We start from the raw sequence: 22,751 nt of genomic DNA, 5'->3' as shown, positions 1-22,751 counted from the left end.
GCGAGCGGACCTGTTCTACGCGCCGTCGCGCCCCGCGCGGGCCCACTCGGGCAGACCGGCGTCGTCCTGCGTCGGACGCGCGGAGGGGATGCGGGTGCCCAGCACCTGGGCGACGACGTCCTGCGCGATCTTCGAGGCGGTCAGCCCCGCGTCGCGCAGGATCTCGTCGCGCGACGCGTGCGGGATGAACTCGTCGGGCAGACCGAGCTCATCGACCGCGGTGTCAACGCCCGCCTCGCGCAGGACCTGGCGCACGCGTGTGCCGACCCCGCCCACGCGGATGCCGTCTTCGATGGTGATGACGAGGCGGTGGGATGCCGCGAGGGCGACGATCGACGCGGGCACGGGAACGGCCCAGCGCGGATCCACGACCGTTGCGCCGATGCCCTGCGCGCGCAGGCGGGATGCGACGTCGACCGCCACATGGGCCATCGGGCCGATGCCGATCAGGAGCACGTCGGCGGTCTCGCCGCGCGCCAGCACGTCCACGCCGTCGTCGAGCCGCTCGAGCGCCGGCAGGTCGGCGGCCGCAGCACCCTTCGGATAGCGGATCACGGTCGGCGCGTCATCCACCGCCACGGCCTCCCGCAGCTCCTCCTGCAGGCGCGCGGCATCCCGGGGAGCGGCGATGCGGATGTGCGGCACGAGCTGCAGCGTCGCCAGATCCCAGATGCCGTGGTGACTCGGGCCGTCGGGCCCGGTCACCCCGGCACGGTCGAGCACGAACGTGACGCCGGCACGGTGCAGACCGACATCCATCAGCACCTGATCGAACGCGCGCCCGATGAACGTGGCATACAGCGCGACCACCGGATGCAGGCCTCCGTACGCGAGGCCGGCGGCCGACGCGACGGCGTGCTGCTCGGCGATGCCCACGTCGTGCACGCGGTCGGGGAAGCGCTGGGCGAACGGGAGCAGCCCGGTCGGGCGCAGCATCGCGGCGGTCAACGCCACCACGTCGGGACGCTCGTCGCCGATCGCGGCGAGCTCGGCGGCGAACGCATCCGTCCACGAGGCCGAGGACGACTCCCCCAGCGCGGCTCCCGTACGCGGGTCGATGCGGCCCACGGCGTGGAACTGGTCGGCCTCATCGTGACGTGCCGGCTCGTAGCCCCGGCCCTTCTCGGTGATCGCGTGCACGATCACCGGCGCACCGTAGCGCTTGGCCAGCTGCAGCGTCTCGATCAGCGTGGGGATGTCGTGGCCGTCGACGGGGCCGAGATACTTGATGTCGAGGTTCGAGTACAGCGCCTCATTGCCGGTGAAGCGCGACAGGAAGCCCCGGGTGCCGCCGCGCAGGCCGCGGTGCACAGCCCGGCCGACACCGCCGAAGCGGCGGAAGAGATACTCCGACCGCTCGTCCAGCTCGCGGTAGGTCTGCGCCGTGCGGATGCGGTTGAGGTACCGCGCCATGCCGCCGATCGTCGGCGCGTACGAACGGCCGTTGTCATTGACGACGATCACGAGATTGCGCTCGTTGTCGTCGGAGATGTTGTTCAGCGCCTCCCACGTCATGCCGCCGGTGAGCGACCCGTCGCCCACCACGGCGACCACGTGCCGGTCCCGGCGCCCGGTGCGCGCAAACGCGCGTGAGATGCCGTCCGCCCAGCTCAGCGAGCTCGAGGCGTGCGACGACTCGACCACGTCGTGCACGCTCTCGGCGCGCTGCGGGTAGCCGGCCAGGCCGCCGCGCTGGCGCAGGCCGGAGAAATCCTGCCGCCCGGTCAGCAGCTTGTGCACGTACGACTGATGGCCGGTGTCGAACACGATCGGATCGTTCGGCGAGTCGAAGACGCGGTGCAGGGCGATGGTCAGCTCGACCACGCCGAGGTTCGGACCCAGGTGCCCGCCGGTGCGCGCGACGTTCTCGATGAGGAACGCCCGGATCTCCGCGGCCAGGGCGGTCAGCTGCGCCTCGTCGAGCGCATCCAGATCACGGGGCCCAGAGATCGCGGAGAGCAGACTCATGGATCCGAGTGTACGCGGGGCCGTACCGCCGTCTGAAAGGATCGAAGGATGCCCCATGTCGTCGCCCTCTACCGCTATCCCGTCAAAAGCTTCACCCCGGAGGAGCGCGATGAACTCATCGTTCAGGATGACGGACGCATCGCCGGCGACCGCGTGCTCGCGTTCCGCTTCGCCGGGGCCGCGACGCCCGAGCAGCAGGACGGGCTCGACTACTGGCCGAAGTCCAAGGGCCTCGCCCTGCAGAGCTTCCCGTCGCTGGCGGCGCTGCGACTGCGGCTCCGGGACGGGGTCGTGCGCATCACGCGCGACGACGAGGTCCTGGTAGAGGCGGGACTCGACGCCGAAGGACGCGCCCGGCTGGTCGATGCCGTCACGTCGTTCGTCCGCACCACACCCGAGGCGTCGCTTCTGGACGGGCGGCTGCCGCTCGTCCTCGTCGGCGACGGCACGCGGGCCCGCTTCCAGGACCGCGCGCGCGGCTACGTGACCGTGCACGGCCGCGCCAGCGTCCGCGCACTCGAGCACGCACTCGAACGCGACGCCGACGACCGCCGTTTCCGCTCCAACGTCGTGGTCGACGATCTCGCCGCGTGGGAAGAGCTGTCATGGAGCGGTCGCATCCGCATCGGCGACGTGGAGTTCACGACCGAGGGGCCCGTCGTCCGATGCCTTGCCCCGCACGCCGACCCCGACACGGGCGTGCGCAACGCGCCCATCCTCACGACCCTCACACGCCGGATCGGGCAGGATCAGCCCACGCTCGGCCGGTTGCTGCTGCCGGCGGCCGGCGGCGGCGTGATCCGGGTGGGTGATGAGCTCGTGGTCATGTGACGCCGTCTGCTCACGACAGAGCCCCCGCCGTGCGGCACGGCGGGGGCTCTGTGCGTCAGCCGTCAGACGAGCGAACGCAGCACGTACTGCAGGATGCCGCCGTTGCGGTAGTAGTCGGCCTCACCGGGGGTGTCGATGCGCACCACCGCGTCGAACTCGACGGGCGCCTTGCCGTCGGCCGAGTCGCCGGTGGGCGTCGCGACGACGTGCACCGTCTTGGGCGTGGAGCCCTCGTTGAGCGCCTCGATCCCGGTGAACGCGAACGACTCGGTGCCGTCCAGGCCCAGCGAGTCGGCGGTCTCGCCGGCGGGGAACTGCAGCGGGATGACGCCCATGCCGATGAGGTTCGAGCGGTGGATGCGCTCGAAGCTCTCCGCGATGACCGCGCGCACGCCCAGAAGCGTCGTGCCCTTGGCCGCCCAGTCGCGCGACGATCCCGAGCCGTACTCCTTGCCGGCGAGGACCACCAGCGGGGTGCCCGCGGCCTGGTAGTTCTGCGAGGCGTCGTAGATGAACGACTGCGGCCCGCCGGCCTGGGTGAAGTCGCGGGTGTAGCCGCCCTCCACGCCGTCCAGCAGCTGGTTGCGCAGACGGATGTTCGCGAACGTGCCGCGGATCATCACCTCGTGGTTGCCGCGACGCGAGCCGTAGGAGTTGAAGTCCTTGCGCTCGATGCCGTGCTCGGCCAGGTAGCGTCCCGCCGGGCTGTCGGCCTTGATGGCACCGGCCGGCGAGATGTGGTCCGTGGTGACCGAGTCGCCGAGCTTGGCGAGCACGCGGGCGCCGCTGATGTCGGCGACCGGCTCCGGGTCCTTCGGCATGCCGTCGAAGTAGGGGGCCTTGCGCACGTAGGTCGACGCGTCGTCCCACTCGAACACGGCGCCGGTGGGCGTCGGGAGCGAGCGCCAGCGCTCATCGCCCTCGAAGACCGACGAGTACTCGCGGTCGAACATGTCGGTCGAGATCGACGAGTCGATGGTCGCCTGCACCTCCGCGGCATCCGGCCAGATGTCCTTGAGGAACACCTCGCCGCCGTCGGTGCCCACGCCCAGCGCGTCCTTGTCGAAGTCGAAGTTCATCGATCCGGCGAGGGCGTACGCGATGACCAGGGGCGGCGACGCCAGGTAGTTCATCTTGACGTCGGGGTTGATCCGGCCCTCGAAGTTGCGGTTGCCCGAGAGCACCGCGGTGACCGCCAGGTCGTTCTCGTTGATGGCCGCCGAGACCTCTTCGATGAGCGGCCCCGAGTTGCCGATGCAGGTCGTGCAACCGTAGCCGACCGTGTAGAAGCCGAGCTTCTCGAGGTCCTCGTTGAGGCCGGCCTTCTCGTAGTACTCCGTGACGACCTTCGAACCGGGTGCGAGCGTGGTCTTGACCCACGGCTTGACCTTCAGGCCCTTGTTGGCCGCGTTGCGTGCGAGCAGGCCCGCGGCGAGCATGACCGACGGGTTCGAGGTGTTGGTGCACGACGTGATCGCGGCGATCGTGACCGCGCCGTGGTCGAGCACGAACTCCTCGCCGTCGGCGAGGGTGACATCGGTCGGCTTGGACGCCGTCTTCGGGGCGTGCGAGCGGTGCGTGTGGTGGTGGGCGCTGTTCTCGTCTTCCGGGGTGTTCTCCGGCGGGTCGGAGGCCGGGAACGACTCGGCGACCTCAAGGTCGACCAGGTCGTGCTCGACGTCGGCGTAGTTGACGAGGTCCTGCTCGAACTTCTGCTTCGACTCGCTGAGCAGAATGCGGTCCTGCGGACGCTTCGGGCCGGCGATCGACGGGACGACCGTCGACAGGTCGAGCTCGAGGTATTCGCTGAACGAGGGCTCGCTGGCGGTGTCGTGCCAGAGGTGCTGCTCCTTCGAGTACGCCTCCACCAGTGCGACCTGCTCGGTGCTGCGGCCGGTGAGGCGCAGGTAGTCGAGTGTGACGTCGTCGATCGGGAAGATCGCCGCGGTCGAGCCGAACTCCGGGCTCATGTTGCCGATCGTGGCGCGGTTGGCCAGCGGCACCGAGGCGACGCCGTCGCCGTAGAACTCGACGAACTTGCCCACGACGCCGTGCTTGCGCAGCATGTCGGTGATGGTGAGCACGACGTCGGTCGCGGTGACGCCCGAGGGGATCTCGCCGCTCAGCTTGAAGCCGACCACGCGCGGGATGAGCATCGACACCGGCTGGCCGAGCATGGCGGCCTCAGCCTCGATGCCGCCGACGCCCCAGCCGAGCACGCCCAGGCCGTTGACCATCGTCGTGTGCGAGTCGGTGCCCACCAGGGTGTCGGGGTAGGCCCGCACGACGCCGTCGACCTCACGCGTGAAGGTGACGCGCGCCAGATACTCGATGTTGACCTGGTGCACGATGCCGGTCCCCGGGGGAACGACCTTGAAGTCGTCGAACGCGGTCTGGCCCCAGCGCAGGAACTGGTAGCGCTCACCGTTGCGCTGGTACTCGATCTCGACGTTGCGCTCGAACGCGTCGGGCGTGCCGAACAGCTCGGCGATGACGGAGTGGTCGATGACCATCTCGGCCGGCGAGAGCGGGTTGATCTTGGTCGGGTCGCCGCCCAGGTCGGCCATGGCCTCGCGCATCGTCGCGAGGTCGACGATGCAGGGCACACCGGTGAAGTCCTGCATGACGACGCGTGCCGGGGTGAACTGGATCTCCGTGTCGGGCTCGGCGTCCGGGTTCCACGAGCCCAGGGCCTGGATCTGCTCCTTGGTGACGTTCGCGCCGTCTTCCGTGCGCAGGAGGTTCTCCAGCAGCACCTTGAGGCTGAACGGGAGCTTCTCGAAGCCGGCGACGGCATCGATGCGGAAGATCTCGTAGTCGGTGCTGCCGACCGTCAGGGTGCTCTTCGCACCGAAGCTGTCAACCGTGGACACGTCTCGTCTCCTTCGTCGGCGGCGGAAGCGCGGACGAACGTCCGCACCCCCATCTTTCCTCGCCGCACGTGGCATGACCAGTCAGGGTCGCCTAACCTGCGGCGGGACGAATTTATCTTGATATCAAGATAAATATATCACTCGCCGTCGGGCGCCGATGACTCCGACACGGTCTCCGCGCGCTTCGGGTACAGCCCGCGCACGGCCAGCCACGTCACCGCCACCATCGGCGCGAACAGGGGCAGCCCCATGATCAGCTTGAACGTCCCGAGCGCCGTCACCTGGTCGGTCAGGAACAGCGGCAGCTCCACGGCCAGCCGCGCCGCGAACAGCCCCGCCCAGGCGATGGTGAGCCAGAAGAACGCGCGACGCTTGCGCTTGTCCTGGCGCCACGCGGTCCCCTCGTTCATCAGCCAGCCGACGGCGAGGCCGATCAGCGGCCAGCCGATGAGTGCCGAGACGAGCAGCACGCTGCCGTACGCGCCGTTCGTGATCAGTCCGAGCACGAAGTTGTCGGCCGCCCGACCGGTCCACAGCGCCAGAGCTGCGGCCGCAGCCGTCGCGATGAGCCCGCCGACGGCCGCCGTCGCGGGCGAGCGGGCGATCAGCCGGACGACGGTGAACACGACGGCCAGGCCGACGGAGAGTCCCACGGCGAGCCACAGATCGCCCTGGTTCGTCTTCGGGTCGACCGTGAGGGTCCAGGTGATGATGAAGACGAGCGTCGGGAGGACGGATTCGAGGATGCCGCGCCAGCCGCCCATCGCATGCCAGACGATGTGCCCGGTGCTGCCTGACTGGGCCGGGTCCAGGCCCGCACGCCGGGCCGCGCCGCCGAGCGCGGCGCCGAGGATGTCGGATGCCGCGGGTTCCGCGGCATCCTTGCCTTCCTGATCGCTCACGCCGCTCCCGGCGCGGTCGGCATCTTCAGCGCGATGAGGTCGCGCGGCGGCATCGGCGATCCGCCGCGCACGACCACGATCGACCGGAACAGGTCCTCCACCTTGGCGGCGGCGTCGACGTCGCCCGTGGCGGCCCCCCCGATCACTCCGCGCAGGAACCAGCGCGGCCCGTCGACGCCGATGAACCGTGCCAGGCGGCGTGCCGGCTGGCCGTCGGGGCCGGTCACCGGCACCTCGGCGAGCAGCTCCGCCCCGAGCGGCCCCTCGCGCTCTTCGACGCGACCGCCCTGCTGCTTGACCTGATCGCGGATCTGCGCGCGCGTCTCGTCCCACAGCCCGGTCGAGCGCGGCGCCGCGAACGGCTGCACCTGGAGCGTCGACTCGGCGTAGTCGAGTCCCACGGCGACGATGCGCTGCGTCTGCTCCTCGACCTCCAGCCGCAGGTTCAGGCCTTCGCGGGGCAGGATCTTGATGCCGCCGAGGTCGATGTACGGGCGGACAGGGTTCGCCTCGGAGTCGTCGAACGGACCCGCTTCCGCCCGGTCGTCAGGTGCCGACTTGCGTGGCGTCGGGTCTTCGTTCTCTTCGGTCATGAGGGGTTCCTCGTCTCGTTCGTGTATCCGGTGGAGCCGAACCCGCCCTCGCCGCGCGCGCTGTCCTCGAGCGCCTCGACGGGGGTGAACCGGGCACGCACGACCGGCATGATGATGAGCTGCGCGATGCGGTCGCCGACCGCGATGTCGTATGCCTCGCGCGCGTCGGTGTTCAGCAGCGTGACCTTCAGTTCGCCCCGATATCCGGCATCCACCGTCCCGGGCGCGTTCACGATCGTGATGCCGTGCTTGGTCGCGAGGCCGCTGCGCGGCACCACGAACGCCGCATAGCCGTCGGGCACGGCGATGCGCACCCCGGTGCCCACCAGCGCCCGCTCGCCCGGCTCCAGACGCAGAGCCTCCACCGACACCAGGTCGGCGCCGGCATCACCGGGATGGGCGTAAGCCGGAAGCTCGGGGGCGATAATGGGGACGTCCACGGTTTCGGTCACTCCACGAGGGTAATGCAGATGACATCGACGAATGCCACGGATGCCGCGGGCATCATCTATCGCGAGCGCCTGACGCCGTCGCTGTGGGCGTTCGTGAGCGCCGCGGTGGTGGCGCCGATGGCCGCGATGGTCTTCGTGCCGTTCGACACGACGATCGCGCTCGCCGCCGGCATCGTCGTCGCGGTTCTGGTCGTCGTCCTGATGATCGCTGCGGCACCGCGCGTCGAGGTGCGCGGCGGCGAACTCGTCGCCGGGCGCGCGCACATCCCGGTCGGGTTCCTCGACGATGTCGAGCCGTTCGTCGGCAATGAAGCGCGCGACCTGCGCGGCCCCGGCCTGCAGCGCGACGCGTGGCACCTCATCCGCGGCGGTATCGACGGGATCGTGCAGGCACGGGTCACCGACCCGGCCGACCCGACACCGGTCTGGGTGATCTCGTCCCGCACGCCGGACCGGCTCACCGCCGCCGTCCGACGCGCACAGCGCGCCGGCACGACGACGGCGTAGCGGTTCAGCCCGCGCAGTCGATGCAGATCGGGCCGGCGGCGTCTTCGTGATCGAGCTGCGAGCGGTGCTTGACGAGGAAGCAGCTCACACACGTGAACTCATCCTCCTGCGGCGGGAGCACGACGACGTCGAGCTCGAGATCCGAAAGGTCGGCGCCCGGCAGCTCGAAGCCGGTGGGGTTGTCGGAGTCCTCGGACTCACCCGACCCGGCCCCCTTGTCCGGCACGCGCTCCTTGAGGGCTTCGATCGACTCGCTGTCGTCCTCGTTCTTGCGCGGGGCGTCGTAATCGGTGGCCATTTTGACTGACGTCTCTACTTTCCTCGGAAGTGTATGGACCCAAAGGGGCGGGCATAGTTTGCACGAACGCGCCGCATTTCGCAAATGCATCTCGCACTCGGCGGCGGCGTGTCGCGATCCAGCGATGAAACCCGCGGCGCGCCCGCGATATTCCCGGGCGCTTCGCGCACGCGTGCGACCATGACTGTACAGCGAAGGAAAGGCGTGTTCGCATGGAACAGCTCAGGATCATCGGCTCCGAAGACGACGCTCTCGTCCTGGCCACCGAATCCGGCACTCGCTTCACTCTTCCGGTCGATGACCTGCTGCGCAGCGAGCTCAAGCGGTCGCACCGTCCGGCCGAGGACGAGCCGCGCGGCCCCCGCCTCAACCCGCGCGACGTGCAGTCCCGCATCCGCGCGGGGATGACGGCGGCCGAGGTCGCCGAGGCGCTGGGCGTGACCGTCGAGGACGTCGCGCGCTACGAGGGCCCCGTGCTGGCCGAGCGCGAGCACATCGTGGATCAGGCGCTGGCGGTTCCGGTGCTGGTGGCCGGCGACATCGATGAGGCCTCCCAGACGTTCGGCGGCGCGGTGCGGGCCAAGCTCGCCGAAGCGCATGCGACGAGCGAGCGCTGGAGCAGCTGGAAGGACGACCGCACCTGGATCGTCAAGCTCGAGTTCACCGCCGCGGATGTCGACCATGACGCCCGGTGGAGCTTCGAGCCCCGCCGTGGCACGCTGTCGCCGTTGAACGCCGACGCCACGCAGCTTTCGCGACAGGGATCGCTGCCCGAGGGCCTCATTCCCCGCCTGCGCGCCCTCGACACCCCGGAGTCCAAGGACGACTCCCGTTTCGACCTCGAGCAGTTCGGCCCGCGTCGGATGCGCGCTGAGGCCGAAGAGGCGGCCGCACAGGCGCAGTCCCCGGCGTCGTCCACGACCGAAGCAGCCCCTGCGGCCGTGCAGAACGCCGCCATCAAGCGCGCCCCCGAGCAGTCGCAGACCTCGAGCGAGACCGCGGACCTTCTCGAGGCCCTGCGGCGGCGTCGCGGTCAGCGCTCCCCCGCGCCGCAGGCGCCGCAGGAGCCGTCCGGCTCCGAGCAGCCGCGGCCCATGGCCCTGTTCGACGCGCTCGAACCCGGCTATGACAAGCCCGAGGACCCGTCGCCGTCCGACGACGACGGCGGCCAGCGCGCGTCGTCGTCCGCACCCGCCGGTGAGGCCCGGCGCAAGGGGCGCCCGGCGATGCCGTCGTGGGACGAGATCGTCTTCGGCGCGCGCAGCGACGACAGCTGACCGTCAGGCGAATGCGCCGAGGCGGATCAGCGGAACCGTCGTCTCCTCGGGGCTCAGCGATCCGTGCTGCCCCACCATCTTCTGCGCCGCCTTGTCGTCGAGCCGGTCGTCGTAGTAGACGATTCCGACTCGGGCCGCCACCAACACATCGCCGATGCGGCCACGGACCGCGGCATCCACCCGCCCGAACAGGTCCGCCTCGATCGCCTCGTCACGCGTCATGACCCAGGAACGGCCGCCTTCGGCCTCCGTCCATTGCGCGTGCACGACGGCCGCCGCCCCGTCCTCGGCGTAAAGGTGGAGCATCCGCGGCTCGCCGCCGATGAGCCGCACCCCGTCCAGCAGCGGATCGCCGACGGCGAGGAGGATCTGACGGTGCCGTGGCACGTCGACCATGCCGTGGTCGGCGGTCACGACCGCGCCCACGTCTGAGGGCAGGGCCTCGGCCAGTGCGCGCACCGCGCCGTCGACTTCCTCGAGCGCGGCCGACCACTGCTCGGACTCGACGCCGTGCTTGTGACCGACACGGTCGAGGTCGGGTGTGTAGACGTAGACGAGAGCGCCGGGATGCCGCGCCGCGAGGTCCGCGGCCAGCTCGGCGCGATCCACAGCGGTGTCCGCCGTGTGCATCTGCGCACCGCGGGTCGTCGCACGGGTGAACCCCGACGCGGCGAACGCCGGCTTGGTGACCACGAAGCACGGCCGGCCCTGTGCCGCCTCCCGCGCGAAGAGGGGCTCGGCCCGTTGCCAGGTCGCGGGGTCGATGGCGTGCTCGTCCCAGCCCTTGAGCTGGTTGACGACGGTGTCGGTGCCGGGCACCCGGGCGCGGTAGCCGACGATGCCGTGCTCGCCGGCCGACGCCCCCGTCAGAAGACCGGTCAGCGCCGTCGCCGTCGTCGACGGGAAGACGGTCTGCGCGACGTCCTTCTTGGTCCGGTGCGCGGACAGGAACCGCGCGTGGCCACGGCGTGCGCTGAGGTTGTGCGCGCCCAGCCCGTCGACGGTGAAGACGATCGCACTGCGCGCAGGCGCGAACCACTCCGAGGCGCCCGACATCGCCGCGATGAGCTGCGGCACAACGCCGGTGAGGCGCCGGGCGCCCGGCGCCGCCGCCGGTAGGCTGATTGTCATCGGGGCCAGTCTCGCACACGGGGCCCGCCCCGCCCGCAACCCGAACCGGAGCCGTATGCCTGCCAAGACCCCCACGCCGTCGAGCCCGAGCAACGAGCGCATCGAGGACGTCGACGTCTCGGCCGAGATGCAGGGGTCGTACCTCGAGTACGCGTATTCGGTCATCTACTCGCGTGCACTGCCCGACGCGCGCGACGGCCTGAAGCCCGTGCAGCGTCGCATCCTGTTCCAGATGGCCGAGATGGGCCTGCGGCCCGACAAGGGCCATGTGAAGAGTGCCCGCGTCGTCGGCGAGGTCATGGGCAAGCTCCACCCCCACGGCGACTCCGCCATCTACGACGCCCTGGTGCGCCTCGCGCAGCCGTTCACACTCCGGGTGCCGCTCGTCGACGGGCACGGCAACTTCGGCTCCCTCGACGACGGGCCCGCCGCCTCCCGCTACACCGAGGCGCGGCTGGCCCCGCCCGCCCTGGCGATGACGGAGAGCCTCGACGAGGACGTCGTCGACTTCATCCCGAACTACGACGGGCAGTTCCAACAGCCCGCGGTGCTGCCGGCGGCCTTCCCCAACCTGCTCGTGAACGGCGCCTCCGGCATCGCCGTCGGCATGGCCACGAACATGGCGCCGCACAATCTCATCGAGGTGGCCTCGGCGGCCACGCATCTGCTCGAGCACCCCGACGCCACCGTCGACGAGCTCATGGAGTTCGTTCCCGGACCGGATCTGCCCGGCGGCGGCATCATCACCGGCGTCGACGGCATCAAGGACGCCTACCGCACGGGACGCGGGGCCTTCCGCACGCGCGCCAAGGTGTCGATCGAGCAGCTCGGCCCGCGCAAGACCGGCATCGTCGTCACCGAGCTGCCCTATCTGGTGGGCCCGGAGCGCGTCATCGAGAAGATCAAAGACGCGGTGCAGGCGAAGAAGCTCACCGGCATCTCCGACGTCGCCGACCTCACCGACCGGAAGAACGGCCTGCGCCTGGTCATCTCGATCAAGACCGGCTTCGACCCCAAGGCGGTCCTCGAGCACCTGTACCGGCTCACGCCGCTCGAGGACTCCTTCTCGATCAACAACGTCGCCCTCGTCGACGGCCAGCCGCAGACGCTGGGCCTGCGCGAGCTTCTTCGGGTGTACCTCGACCACCGCATCCGCGTCGTCACGCGGCGCAGCGAGTATCGCCTGGCGCGCAAGCGCGAACGACTGCACCTGGTCGAGGGCCTGCTCATCGCGATCCTCGACATCGACGAGGTCATCCAGGTCATCCGCTCGTCCGACGACAGCGAACAGGCGCGCACGCGCCTGCGCAGCGTCTTCGACCTGTCCGAGCAGCAGGCCGAGTACATCCTCGAACTGCGACTGCGCCGTCTCACCAAGTTCTCTCGTATCGAGCTCGAGGCCGAGCGCGACCAGTTGCAGAGCGAGATCGCCGCGCTGGTCGAGCTGCTCGGCTCGGAAGTGCTGCTGCGCCAGCAGGTGGCCCGGGAGCTGGATGCCGCGGCCGACGCCTACGGAACTCCGCGCCGCACCCTGCTGCTCGACGGCGGACCCATCCAGCCGCGCACCAGCCGCCGTGCGCCGTCGCTGGAGATCGCCGACACCCCGTGCCGGGTTTTCCTCTCGGCGACCGGACGCATGGTGCGGGCAGACCTGGTCGCCGACGCCGAAGACGGCGGCATCCGCACCCCGTCCCGCCGGTCCAAGCACGACGCCATCCGCTCCGTCGTCGACACCACGTCCCGCGGCGAGGTGGGCGCGGTCACCACCACGGGCCGTCTCGTGCGCTTCACCCCGGTCGACCTCCCCTCGGTCCCGGGCAACTCCGTGCAGCTCGGCGCCGGCACCCGCGTCGACCAGTACCTGGCACTCGCCAAGGGCGAGCACGTGGTGGCGATCGTGCCGCTCGTGGCCGAGCCCGCCGTCGCACTGGGCACCGCGCAGGGCGTCGTCAAGCGGGTCGCCGCCACCGAGCTTGCCAACAAGCCCGAGGCCGAGATCATCACGCTGAAGCCGGGCGACACGGTGGTCGGTGCGGCGCCCGCCCCCGATGACGCCGAGCTCGTGTTCGTCACCTCCGACGCCCAGCTGCTGCGTTTCGCCGCCTCGGCCGTGCGCCCACAGGGCCGCTCGGCAGGCGGCATGGCCGGTGTCCGCGTCACGTCCGGCCAGAGCGTGGTGTCGTTCGACGTCGTGCCCGCGGGAACCGACGCCGACGCCGTCGTGGTCACCATCGCCGGCTCCACCCAGGTGCTCGCCGGCGCCGACGCCGGAACCGCCAAGGTCTCGGCGTTCGACCAGTTCCCCGCCAAGGGCCGTGGCACGGGCGGTGTGCGCGCGCAGCGGTTCCTCAAGGGCGAAGACGCCGTCACCCTGGCCTGGGTCGGCACGCAGCCGCACGCGGTCGGCGGAGACGGCGCGGTGCGTCAGCTGCCGGAGGAGCTCGGAAAGCGGGATGCCTCGGGCACGCCGCTCGACGCCGTCATCGGCGCGCTCGGCACCACCGTGCGCTGACGCGCCGCTGCGCGATGATGCGAAGCGTCACGCGTCGATGCGCTCGCGCGCGAGCGCGTCGCTCGACGTCACGATGAAGTCGCGTCGGGGCGCGACGTCGCTGCCCATGAGCATCTCGAACACCCGGGCGGCGGCCTCGGCATCCTCCACCCGCACCCGACGGAGCGTGCGAGCCGAGCGGTCCATCGTGGTGCTGGCCAGTTGCTCGGCGTCCATCTCGCCGAGGCCCTTGTAGCGCTGCACCGGCTCCTGCCACCGCTTGCCCGACTTGGTCAGCTTCGCCAGCAGCGTGTGCAGCTCCTGCTCGGAGTACGTGTAGACCGTCTCGTTCGGCTTCGATCCGGGGTTGATCACCACGACGCGATGCAGCGGCGGAACCGCGGCGAACACCCGGCCGTCCTCGATGAGCGGCCGCATGTAGCGGAAGAACAGGGTGAGCAGCAGCGTGCGGATGTGCGCGCCGTCCACGTCCGCATCACTCATCATGATAACCTTGCCGTAGCGTGCGGCGCTCAGATCGAACGACCGGCCCGAGCCGGCGCCCACCGAGGTGATGATCGCGGCGCACTCGGCGTTCGAGAGCATGTCGCTGATCGACGCCTTCTGCACGTTGAGGATCTTCCCCCGGATCGGCAGCAGCGCCTGGTGCTCGCTGTCGCGCGCGAGCTTGGCGGTGCCCAGCGCCGAGTCGCCCTCGACGATGAACAGCTCTGACTCGGTCACGTCGTTCGAGCGGCAGTCGACGAGCTTCACCGGCAGAGACGAGGACTCGAGCGCGTTCTTGCGCCGCTGGGTCTCTTTGTGGGCGCGTGCCGAGATGCGCGCCTTCATCTCCGCGACGATCTTGTCGAGCAGCTGCGACGCCTGCGACTTGTCGTCGCGCTTGGTCGACGTCAGACGCTCGGTCAGCTGCTTGTTGACCACGTTCGAGACGATCTGGCGCACCGCGGGGGTGCCCAGGACCTCCTTGGTCTGGCCCTCGAACTGCGGCTCGGGCAGGCGCACCGTCAGCACGACGGTCAGCCCCGCGAGGATGTCGTCCTTCTCGAGCTTGTCGTTGCCGACCTTGAGCTTGCGCGCATTCTGGTCGACCTGCGCACGCACCGCCTTGACGAGCCCCTGCTCGAAGCCCTGCTGATGCGTGCCGCCCTTGGGCGTGGCGATGATGTTGACGAACGATCGGAAGACCGTGTCGTAGCCGGTCCCCCAGCGCAGCGCGATGTCGACCTGGCACTCTCGCTCGACCTCCGTCGGCACCAGCGCACCGGACGGCTGCAGCACCGGGACGGTCTCGCTGAACGTGCCCGACCCGCTCAGGCGCCAGGTGTCGGTGACCGGCGCGTCGGTCGCGAGGAACTCGGCGAACTCGGAGATGCCGCCCTCGAAGTGGTACGACGACTCCACCGCCTCGTCACCGCGTTCGTCGCGGATGAGCAGCTCGAGACCGGGCACGAGGAACGCCGTCTGGCGTACGCGCTGCTCGAGCTCGGTGAGGCCGAAGCGGGCGTCCTTCGTGAAGATCTGGCGGTCGGCCCAATAGCGGATACGTGTGCCGGTGACGCCCTTGGCGACCTTGCCGACGGCGCGCAGCTTGCTCGACGTCGCGAACGGCGTGAAGGGCGCCTCCGGCCCTTCGCCGTCGAAGACGCCGGGCTCGCCGCGTCGGAACGACATCGCCCACGTCTTGCCGTCGCGGTCGACCTCCACGTCGAGCCGCTCGGAGAGCGCGTTCACGACGGACGCGCCCACACCGTGCAGGCCGCCCGACGCGGTGTACGACCCCGACCCGAACTTGCCGCCCGCGTGCAGCTTCGTGAAGACGACCTCGACGCCGGACAGGCCCGTGCGCGGTTCGATGTCGACGGGGATGCCGCGGGCGCGGTCCTGCACCTCGACGCTGCCGTCGTCGCGCAGGAGGATGTCGATGCGCGCGCCGTAGCCGCCGAGTGCCTCGTCGACGGAGTTGTCGATGATCTCCCACAGGCAGTGCATGAGCCCGCGCGAGTCGGTCGAGCCGATGTACATGCCGGGGCGCTTGCGAACCGCCTCGAGACCCTCGAGCACCTGCAGATGATGGGCGGAGTACTCAGCGGTCACAATCCTCAAGGATATCCGGGCCGGCGACACCGTCATCGCAGACACACGGCCCACCCATCAGTCGGTACGCGCTGAGCGAAACGGCCCCCGTTATCGGCATCCTTCCGGGGTGCGCGTGGTTGTATGTGAGGAACGGACCGTCGCACACACACGAGGAGGCAGACGATGAACACGCTCACCACCCCGGAAGAGCAGACTCTCGCCGAGTACCGTCTGACCGCCGCCGACCGCTGCGACGCGTGCGGCGCGCAGGCCTACATCGCCGCCGTCGTCAACGGCAGCGAGCTGCTCTTCTGCGCACACCACGGCCGCAAGTACGAGGAGAAGCTGCGCAGCGTCGCGACCTCCTGGCACGACGAGACCGCTCGTCTGAACGCCACGGACTGATCCGCCGGCCGCCTCAGCGGTAGCGCCGCGGCAGGCGCGGTGAGATCCTCAGCACCACCTGCTCGCCGATGGCGCCCAGCGCTTCGGCGGCGTCGGTGGCCGTCATCGGCGCGTCTCCGCCGAGCAACGTCACGACGTCACCGGGCCGCGCATCCGGCCACCCCTGCACCGTCGCGGTGGTCGCGTCGACCGCTCGCAGCGTCCGTTCCCCCGCCGGCGTGCCGACGCGCAACAGCCCCGCGAGCCGGGAGTCGAGCCCGTCGAGCGCCCCGACGTCGACCGTGGCCCCCTCGGTGCCCGCGTCGATCACGGTGGCGCGCAGCGTCGCCACCGGGCGGATGCCGAGCCGTTCGTCGCTCGGACCGCCGTCCGGACGGATGCCGTAGGCGAAGGCACCGATGCGCACGAGGTCGAACCGGAACTCGGGTCGCGCGAAGGAGGCCGCGCTCGCGGCGAGGTGCCGCAACGGCGCCGGCGACACCGCCGCGGCAGCCTCGTCGGCGGCGGCGACGAACGCCGTCCGTGCCGCGTCGTCCTCTGCGTCGGACGCCTCGGAGATGTGGCTCCAGACGCCGGTGAGCGTCACGGCATCCGCCGCCTCCTGCACGCGGGTGACCGCTGCGGTCCACGCCTCCGGACGGAAGCCGTTGCGGTGCAGCCCGGTGTCGATCTTCAGATGCACCCGCGCCCGGGCTGCACGCCGACGCGCACGGTGGATCACCGCATCCAGCGCGAACGCGTCGCCCAGCCCGAGATCGATGGACGCATCCAGCGCCCGGTCGATATCGGCGTCGTCGTAGACCGTCCACGCCAGAATGCGGCACTCCGGGCCCCCCGCCCGGCGCACGGCCAGCGCGGTGGGCACGTCGAAGGTGCCGAACCAGTCGACGCCCTCGGCGACCGCGCGCTCCACGACGGGTGTCAGGCCGTGGCCGTACGCGTCGTCCTTCACCACGAGCATGTGCCGCGCCGGCGCGGCGACCTCACGGATCCGGGCGAGGTTCGCCGCGAACACCTCCAGATCGACGTCGAGCCACGCGCTCATGCGCGCACCTCCCGTGCGCTGCGCGCCCCGACGAGGCTGACGATCTCCGCCGGCCCGAGGCCGGTCGCATCCGTCCACACCGCGAGATCGGGGTCGCCCGCGCGCGGGTCGCCGAAGAACGCGACCTCGTCGCCGCGGTCGACCTCCGTCGCGCCGATGTCGATGACGCACGCGTCCATCGCCACGCGGCCGACGATCGGCACGTCCTGCCCTGCGACGCGCACCCGCGCCCGGTTGCCGATCTCACGGACCACGCCCTGCGCGTATCCGCCCGACACCAGAGCGACCCGGGTGTCCAGCTCGGCGCGGAAGGTGTAGCCGTACGACACGCCCTCGCCGGCGCGCAGCGGTTTGGTGCTGAGCACGCTGCCCCGCAGCGCCATCACCGGCCGGGTCCCGCCGCCGGGCAGGCCCCAGAGCCGCACCGGATCGATGACCGGTCCCTCCGGTCGCACCTCGTCCGTCCACAGCGCCAGCCCCTGCTCGGCGAGCACGGGGCCGCACACGTCCAGTCCGTGGCCGTACGCGTCGCGTCGCACGTCGGCGACGCCCCACAGTCCGTGCGCGTTCTCAGCGAGGGCGGCGAGGGAGATGAGCGCCCGTACGGGTCGCGGGGACGCCATGACTACCAGGTCATCACGGCTTCGTGCTCGGGGCGCGAGCCGGTGCGGATGCCGGTGGCGGTGACCCGCGTCTCATACAGACCGGGAATCCAGTTGCCCTCGATGAGGACCGGGCCGTTCTCGGTGACGGCGACGTCCCATCCGACGTACGGCACCTCGGGGACGACACGGGCGGCCCGATCGATGAGGGCTACGACCTCGTCCCACATCGGCACCTGGAAGTCCACGATCGACAGGCCCGAGTCGGGGTGCACCGAGTAGAACGTGTCGTTCTTGCCGGAGTGCCCGCGGCCGACGGCCTTGCCGTCGCGATCCAGCATCGTGAAGAACCCGCCCCAGGTGAACTGGTCGCTGACGGCTCCGCGACCGAACTTCTGCACACGCGAGACGATGTGCACCTTCGTGCCGTCGAAATACGAGACGAGGCGGGTGGTGTTGACCGTCCCCGCGCAGTAGCCGGCGAGGTAGGGATGCTGCACGATGGCCTCTTCGACCAGCACCTGCCCCTTGGCCACCAGTTCGGCGTGGAAGGCAGGCCAGTCGGTGACGTCGGCGGCGTCATACCGGAAGACGCCGTGGCCCTCGCGGCTGATCGGCTCCTTCGCGATCAGCACGGGGTGGCGCTGCGCGAACTCCTCCAGGGCTTCGGGACCCGACTCCCCCAGGTCGAGCCACTCCCGGCCGGTGAACTCACCGAACCGACGGTGGAACAGGCGCTTGTCGTTGAACGTCTGCGCAGCCTCTTGGTCATTCAGCTTCACGGCGATGTGGTGCTGGACGAGCGAGGTCATGAACGTCTTGCGCTCTGCGCGGCTGAGCGCGGCGAAGTCCGCCTCGTAGTAGTCGATGAACGCCGTGTCATGGAACGCGGCGCTCCACAGCATGTCGACAGCGACCGCCGGCATCCACTTCCCCTGCTCTTTCGCGATCTGACGTGCGAACGTCGTGACACGGGAGGGGGTGAAGCGGCGGGCCCGGCGCAGGAGGTACTTCATGCGAGCGTCAAGGTCGATTTTCATCGTCCACCAGCATAGCCGCGAGCACCTGCACGCCCCCTGTCCGGAGGCCGCCGACAGCGCGTGATACGTTCGAGCGCATGGGTCAACTCGGTGTCCGGATGCGCTATCTCGCCGGCCGCGCACGCCGCCTCAGCCCCGCGAACCTCAGCGAGTTCACCGAGCAGGTGAAGCGCGTCTCAAAGGCGCCGGCACCGGTCATCGTCGCCGACATGATGTGGTGTGCGTTCCGCTACGACATGGGCTTCCGCGACTACGCCGTGTGGGACATCCGCCTGCTCAAGGCCCGAGAGCGCAAGACCTGGATGACGCACCCGAAGTCATACCGCATCACCAAGCTGCTCAACAGTCCCGACGCCCGCGATCTCGTCGAGGACAAGCCCCGTTTCTACCGCGACTTCGCCGACGAGATCCGGCGCGACTGGATCGATCTGCGCACCGCGCAGCCCGCCGAGATCGACGCATTCCTCGCACGGCATGAACGCGTCATCGCCAAGCCCGCGCAGGGATTCGGGGGCGCGGGCATCGATCGCATCGAGACCTCTGACATCGCCGACGCGGCGGCCTGGCGCGACACCCAGATCGCGAAGGACCAGACGCTCCTCGAAGAGGTGCTGGTGCAGCATCCCGAGCTGGAGGCACTGTACCCCGGGAGCGTCAACACGATCCGGCTGGTCACGTTCCTCGACAAGGCGGGCGCCTTCCACGTCATCGCCGGCGTTCTGCGCATCGGCAACGGCGGCGTGATCGACAATTTCGCCGGCGGCGGCATGTTCACCATGCTCGACGACCGCGGCGTCGCGCTGTACCCGGGCGTCGACAAGAAGAGCAACGTGTTCGCGAGCCACCCGGTGACCGGCGTGCAGATCGCGGGCCTGGCGGTGCCGATGTACGACGAGGCCGTGGCGATGGTCGAACGACTGTCACGGCGCCTGCCGCAGATCCCCTACATGGGGTGGGACATCGCGATCACCCCGAAGGGGCCCGCTGTCATCGAGGCGAACCACAACTCCAGCGTGTTCCAGATGAAGCCGACCGTCTCGGGCGTGCGCACAGGGCTTCTGCAGCGCTACCGCGAGGCGACCGGCCTCGATCTGTGAACCTCAGGCGCCGCGGACGATGCCGAGCGGCGTCGACTCGTGCCGCTGGCCCAGCGGGTTGTCCTTGAGGATGCGCACGAGGCGCTCCTCCCCCGCCCGATCGAGCGTCGAGCCGAGGATGTTGCCGCCCAGATCGTTGATGTCGACCACGGCGACATCGCAGACACCGCCCAGAACGTCGTCCTTGAGGTGCGCCGCGACCTCGCGCGGGCGCTCGGGAGCCAGCACCACGGCCTCGTTGTAGGGCGGGATGGTGTGCTTCGTCGGCCCGTCGATCGCGCGCGCCTTGTCGCCGGCGATGCGGTAGAAGTCGCCCTTGCGGCCGAAGGCCTTGGTGACCGCCGCCACTCCGGCGGCGAACACGATGCGGGGCGTGCCGCACTCGCGCAGCGCCATCTCCATCGTCTCGGGGATGCCCAGGCCGATGCCCCACGGCGTCTTGGTGACGTGGCTGGAGAGGAAGACCGCCAGCTTGCGCGGCGTGATCTCCTTCACCGAGAACGAACGGCCCTGCGTGATCGCCACGATCTTCTCGGTGACGAAGAGGATGTCGCCGGGACGCACCTGCTCGGGGGCGTACTCGCGGATGAACGCGTCGAGATCGTCGTCGGGCATGACCACCCGGGTGCGGATCGGGATGCGTGCGTAGTCGGAGCCGTCGACGGAGACGGTGAGGGCCTTGCCCTCGTTGGCGGCCGAACTCATTCGAGGTAGTCCCGGAGGGACTGCGAACGGGACGGATGCCGCAGCTTCGCCATCGTCTTGGACTCGATCTGGCGGATCCGCTCACGCGTGACGCCGAAGGTGTCGCCGATCTGGTCGAGCGTCTTCGGCTGACCGTCGCCGAGGCCGAAGCGCATCCGGATGACGCCCGCCTCGCGCTCGCTCAGCGAGTCGAGCAGCGACTCGAGCTGGCGCTGCAGCATCGTGAAGCCCACGGCGTCGGCGGGTACGACGGCCTCGGTGTCTTCGATGAGGTCACCGAACTCGCTGTCGCCGTCCTCGCCGAGCGGGGTGTGCAGCGAGATCGGCTCACGGCCGTACTTCTGCACCTCGACGACCTTCTCAGGCGTCATGTCCAGCTCGCGCGAGAGCTCCTCGGGGGTGGGCTCGCGGCCCAGATCCTGCAGCATCTGACGCTGCACGCGGGCGAGCTTGTTGATGACCTCGACCATGTGCACGGGGATGCGGATCGTGCGGGCCTGGTCGGCCATGGCACGCGTGATGGCCTGACGGATCCACCACGTCGCATAGGTCGAGAACTTGAAGCCCTTCGTGTAGTCGAACTTCTCGACCGCACGGATGAGGCCCAGGTTGCCCTCCTGGATGAGGTCCAGGAACTGCATGCCGCGGCCGGTGTAGCGCTTCGCCAGCGACACGACCAGGCGCAGGTTCGCGCCGAGCAGGTGGCTCTTGGCGCGCTGGCCGTCACGGGCGACCCACTGCAGGTCGAGTCCGATCTGCGAGGACTTCTCCGCCGCCGACATGTGCGACAGCTTCTCCTCGGCGAACAGGCCCGCCTCGATGCGCATCGCGAGCTCGACCTCTTCGGCCGCGTTCAGCAGCGGGACCTTTCCGATCTGCTTCAGGTAGTCCTTGACCGGGTCGGCGGTCGCGCCGGTGATCTGCGTCGAGTAGACGGGGACGTCTTCCTCGTCCTTCGACGAGATGACGATCGCACCCGACGGGAGCGGCTCGGTGAATTCGGGCTTCTTGCTCGTCGCCTCTTCGGCGCCGTCGTCCTCGGTCGCGGCATCCTCGTCTTCGAAGACGTCGTCGGCCTTCTTACTCTTCGAGCCGGCGGCCTTCTTCTTGGTCGCCGTGGTCTTCGCGGCGGTCGACTTCGCGGCGGGCTTGCGCGCCGCGGTCTTCTTCGCCGGCGTCTTCTTCGCGGTCTCGGCCGCGGTCGTCGTCGCCTCCTCGGCGGTCTCGTCGACGGCGGCGTCCTTCGCTGTGGAGCGGGTGGTGGTCTTCGTGCCTGCGGTCACGTCTCGCCTTTCACCGGGGGCGTGGGTCGTCACACACGGGCCCCGGTCGTTTCGGACACTAGTAAGACCCTTGTCAAGTCGACGCACGGACACGGGGTCGGCGGCGATTGGCAATGGGTCGGTGTTCCATTGTCGCACATCCTGCGCGTGACGCCGGACGTGCGGTGTTCATCGGACACTGGAGAAAACGCCCCGTGGCCCCGGAGTATTCCGTCAGGCGCGCGCGCCGCCGCGCTTGTCCTCGTCGCCGGGCCGGGTCGCGAGGAACCGCTCGAGCTCGGCCGCGAGCTCATCGGCGCTGGGCAGATCACCGGTGTGCACCATGGGAGCGGCCATCGTGGAGCCCGCCATGTAGGCGTCGTAGCGCTCCTCGAGGTTCTTGAGCATGCGGCCGAGCTCCTCGTTCTCATCGATCTGCTCGGACACGCGCTGCAGATACTCGCGGTTCTGACTGCGCAGGTCGTCGCCGTCGAAGACGAGTCCCGTGGCGGCGCTCACGCTGTCGAGGGCGGCCAGCGTCGCGGCCGGGTACTCGGTGTCGCCCAGATAGTGCGGCACGAGCAGCACGAATCCGGCGACGGAGACCTCCGCCTCGGCGAACCGGACCTCGAGGAGATGCCCGATGGTGCCCGGCACCTGGGTGTGCGGCCGCCAGACCGAGTGGGCCGCGGTCAGCGTCGAGCGGGTGCCGCTGACCGTCGTGCCGATCGGCCGCGTATGCGGCACGGGCATCGGAATGGCCTGCAGCCACGTGACCGAGGCCACCTCGTACTCTGCCGCCAGCGCCACCACGTTGCGGGCGAACTCCTCCCACACGAAGTCGGGCTCGTAGCCGGCCAGCAGAAGGAACGGCTGGCCGACGGTGTCGCGCACGAGGGACAGTTCCAGCCGCGCCGGGCGGTAATCGGTGATCCGCTCGCCGTCGAAGGTGACGATCGGCCGTCGGGCGCGGTAGTCCAGCAGGATGTCGTTGTCGAACACGGCGAGGGGAAGCGGATCGAGCTCGTCGCGCATATAGGTGATGAGCTGCGCGACGGCGGCGCCGGCGTCGGTGAAGCCGGTCAGTGCGATGACGAGGGGAAGTCCCTGCGGCACCGGCGGTGCGGCAGCCGCACGCTCGAACAGCGATGAGGGCATGGGTCCACTCTAAG

At 69.9% G+C, this 22,751-nt stretch carries 20 protein-coding genes; 6 read left to right on the top strand and 14 right to left on the bottom strand.

The genetic code is table 11. The features are described 5' to 3' along the window. Positions 1-15 precede the first annotated feature (15 nt). Entirely contained in the window at positions 16-1,968 is a 1,953-nt protein-coding gene (gene dxs, locus ABMQ42_RS12810; protein ID WP_349723380.1) for a 1-deoxy-D-xylulose-5-phosphate synthase, read from the bottom strand. Between the two features lie 48 nt (positions 1,969-2,016). Here dxs and ABMQ42_RS12805 point away from each other — a divergent pair, with 48 nt between their 5' ends. Then, the gene (locus ABMQ42_RS12805; RefSeq protein WP_349723379.1) at positions 2,017-2,799 is read left to right on the top strand and encodes an MOSC domain-containing protein; all 783 of its coding nucleotides are present in this window, start codon (positions 2,017-2,019) and stop codon (positions 2,797-2,799) included. Between the two features lie 62 nt (positions 2,800-2,861). Here ABMQ42_RS12805 and acnA read toward each other — a convergent pair whose 3' ends face one another. The 4 genes from acnA to dut form a co-directional block, all read right to left on the bottom strand. Next, entirely contained in the window at positions 2,862-5,672 is a 2,811-nt protein-coding gene (acnA, locus tag ABMQ42_RS12800) for an aconitate hydratase AcnA (RefSeq protein WP_349723378.1), read from the bottom strand. Positions 5,673-5,809: 137 nt separating this feature from the next. Continuing rightward, positions 5,810-6,574 (bottom strand): DUF3159 domain-containing protein, encoded by a 765-nt coding sequence (locus ABMQ42_RS12795; RefSeq protein WP_349723377.1) that lies wholly within the window; start codon positions 6,572-6,574, stop codon positions 5,810-5,812. Continuing rightward, the gene (locus ABMQ42_RS12790; protein ID WP_349723376.1) at positions 6,571-7,167 is read right to left on the bottom strand and encodes a DUF3710 domain-containing protein; all 597 of its coding nucleotides are present in this window, start codon (positions 7,165-7,167) and stop codon (positions 6,571-6,573) included. Before ABMQ42_RS12790 ends, ABMQ42_RS12795 begins: the two co-directional genes overlap by 4 nt. Next, complete coding sequence (gene dut / locus ABMQ42_RS12785; protein WP_349723375.1) at positions 7,164-7,619, bottom strand: dUTP diphosphatase; 456 nt, start codon at positions 7,617-7,619, stop codon at positions 7,164-7,166. The genes ABMQ42_RS12790 and dut overlap by 4 nt, the downstream gene beginning before the upstream one ends. 18 nt (positions 7,620-7,637) lie before the next feature. Here dut and ABMQ42_RS12780 point away from each other — a divergent pair, with 18 nt between their 5' ends. After that, positions 7,638-8,126 (top strand): DUF3093 domain-containing protein, encoded by a 489-nt coding sequence (locus ABMQ42_RS12780; protein WP_349723374.1) that lies wholly within the window; start codon positions 7,638-7,640, stop codon positions 8,124-8,126. A gap of 4 nt (positions 8,127-8,130) precedes the next feature. On the opposite strand, the gene ABMQ42_RS12775 is transcribed toward ABMQ42_RS12780, so the two are convergent. Next, positions 8,131-8,424 (bottom strand): DUF4193 domain-containing protein, encoded by a 294-nt coding sequence (locus ABMQ42_RS12775; RefSeq protein ID WP_349723373.1) that lies wholly within the window; start codon positions 8,422-8,424, stop codon positions 8,131-8,133. A 212-nt stretch (positions 8,425-8,636) separates the two neighbouring features. Between ABMQ42_RS12775 and sepH the strand changes: the two genes are divergently transcribed. Further along, positions 8,637-9,701 carry a septation protein SepH gene (gene sepH, locus ABMQ42_RS12770; RefSeq protein WP_349723372.1) on the top strand — a complete coding sequence of 355 codons (1,065 nt, stop codon included), beginning with the start codon at positions 8,637-8,639 and terminating at the stop codon, positions 9,699-9,701. Positions 9,702-9,704: 3 nt separating this feature from the next. On the opposite strand, the gene ABMQ42_RS12765 is transcribed toward sepH, so the two are convergent. Beyond that, on the bottom strand, positions 9,705-10,832 hold the full coding sequence (locus tag ABMQ42_RS12765; protein ID WP_349723371.1) for an alkaline phosphatase family protein: 1,128 nt from the start codon (positions 10,830-10,832) through the stop codon (positions 9,705-9,707). Between the two features lie 55 nt (positions 10,833-10,887). On the opposite strand from ABMQ42_RS12765, the gene ABMQ42_RS12760 reads away from it, so the two are divergent. Further along, the gene (locus ABMQ42_RS12760) at positions 10,888-13,344 is read left to right on the top strand and encodes a DNA gyrase/topoisomerase IV subunit A (RefSeq protein WP_349723370.1); all 2,457 of its coding nucleotides are present in this window, start codon (positions 10,888-10,890) and stop codon (positions 13,342-13,344) included. Positions 13,345-13,371: 27 nt separating this feature from the next. Here ABMQ42_RS12760 and ABMQ42_RS12755 read toward each other — a convergent pair whose 3' ends face one another. Next, positions 13,372-15,441 carry a DNA gyrase/topoisomerase IV subunit B gene (locus tag ABMQ42_RS12755; protein WP_502884706.1) on the bottom strand — a complete coding sequence of 690 codons (2,070 nt, stop codon included), beginning with the start codon at positions 15,439-15,441 and terminating at the stop codon, positions 13,372-13,374. 165 nt (positions 15,442-15,606) lie between these two features. On the opposite strand from ABMQ42_RS12755, the gene ABMQ42_RS12750 reads away from it, so the two are divergent. Beyond that, a complete protein-coding gene (locus ABMQ42_RS12750; RefSeq protein WP_349723369.1) occupies positions 15,607-15,828 on the top strand; it encodes a DUF7455 domain-containing protein in 222 nt (73 codons plus the stop codon). Positions 15,829-15,841: 13 nt separating this feature from the next. Here ABMQ42_RS12750 and ABMQ42_RS12745 read toward each other — a convergent pair whose 3' ends face one another. Genes ABMQ42_RS12745 through ABMQ42_RS12735 form a run of 3 tightly spaced genes read right to left on the bottom strand, consistent with a single transcriptional unit; the run spans position 15,842 to position 18,515 of the window. Next, positions 15,842-16,873, bottom strand: a complete 1,032-nt coding sequence (locus tag ABMQ42_RS12745) for an alanine racemase (RefSeq protein ID WP_349723368.1) — start codon at positions 16,871-16,873, stop codon at positions 15,842-15,844. Continuing rightward, entirely contained in the window at positions 16,870-17,496 is a 627-nt protein-coding gene (locus ABMQ42_RS12740) for an alanine racemase C-terminal domain-containing protein (protein ID WP_349723367.1), read from the bottom strand. Before ABMQ42_RS12740 ends, ABMQ42_RS12745 begins: the two co-directional genes overlap by 4 nt. Positions 17,497-17,498: 2 nt before the next feature. After that, entirely contained in the window at positions 17,499-18,515 is a 1,017-nt protein-coding gene (locus tag ABMQ42_RS12735; RefSeq protein WP_349723366.1) for a sugar-transfer associated ATP-grasp domain-containing protein, read from the bottom strand. A gap of 77 nt (positions 18,516-18,592) precedes the next feature. On the opposite strand from ABMQ42_RS12735, the gene ABMQ42_RS12730 reads away from it, so the two are divergent. Then, on the top strand, positions 18,593-19,612 hold the full coding sequence (locus ABMQ42_RS12730) for a sugar-transfer associated ATP-grasp domain-containing protein (RefSeq protein ID WP_349723365.1): 1,020 nt from the start codon (positions 18,593-18,595) through the stop codon (positions 19,610-19,612). 3 nt (positions 19,613-19,615) lie between these two features. Here the strand turns inward: ABMQ42_RS12730 and ABMQ42_RS12725 are convergent, their stop codons facing one another. The 3 genes from ABMQ42_RS12725 to ABMQ42_RS12715 all read right to left on the bottom strand — a co-directional run bounded on the left by ABMQ42_RS12725 (position 19,616) and on the right by ABMQ42_RS12715 (position 22,737). Next, complete coding sequence (locus ABMQ42_RS12725) at positions 19,616-20,317, bottom strand: coenzyme F420-0:L-glutamate ligase (protein WP_349723364.1); 702 nt, start codon at positions 20,315-20,317, stop codon at positions 19,616-19,618. Continuing rightward, positions 20,314-21,600 (bottom strand): RNA polymerase sigma factor, encoded by a 1,287-nt coding sequence (locus ABMQ42_RS12720; RefSeq protein WP_349723363.1) that lies wholly within the window; start codon positions 21,598-21,600, stop codon positions 20,314-20,316. Before ABMQ42_RS12720 ends, ABMQ42_RS12725 begins: the two co-directional genes overlap by 4 nt. Before the next feature lie 213 nt (positions 21,601-21,813). After that, entirely contained in the window at positions 21,814-22,737 is a 924-nt protein-coding gene (locus ABMQ42_RS12715; protein ID WP_349723362.1) for a proteasome assembly chaperone family protein, read from the bottom strand. Between the last annotated feature and the right edge of the window lie 14 nt (positions 22,738-22,751).

Origin of the sequence: Microbacterium sp. KR10-403, from assembly GCF_040196215.1 — a bacterium.
Lineage (GTDB): Bacteria > Actinomycetota > Actinomycetes > Actinomycetales > Microbacteriaceae > Microbacterium.
This window is presented reverse-complemented; position numbering and strand designations above follow the sequence as displayed.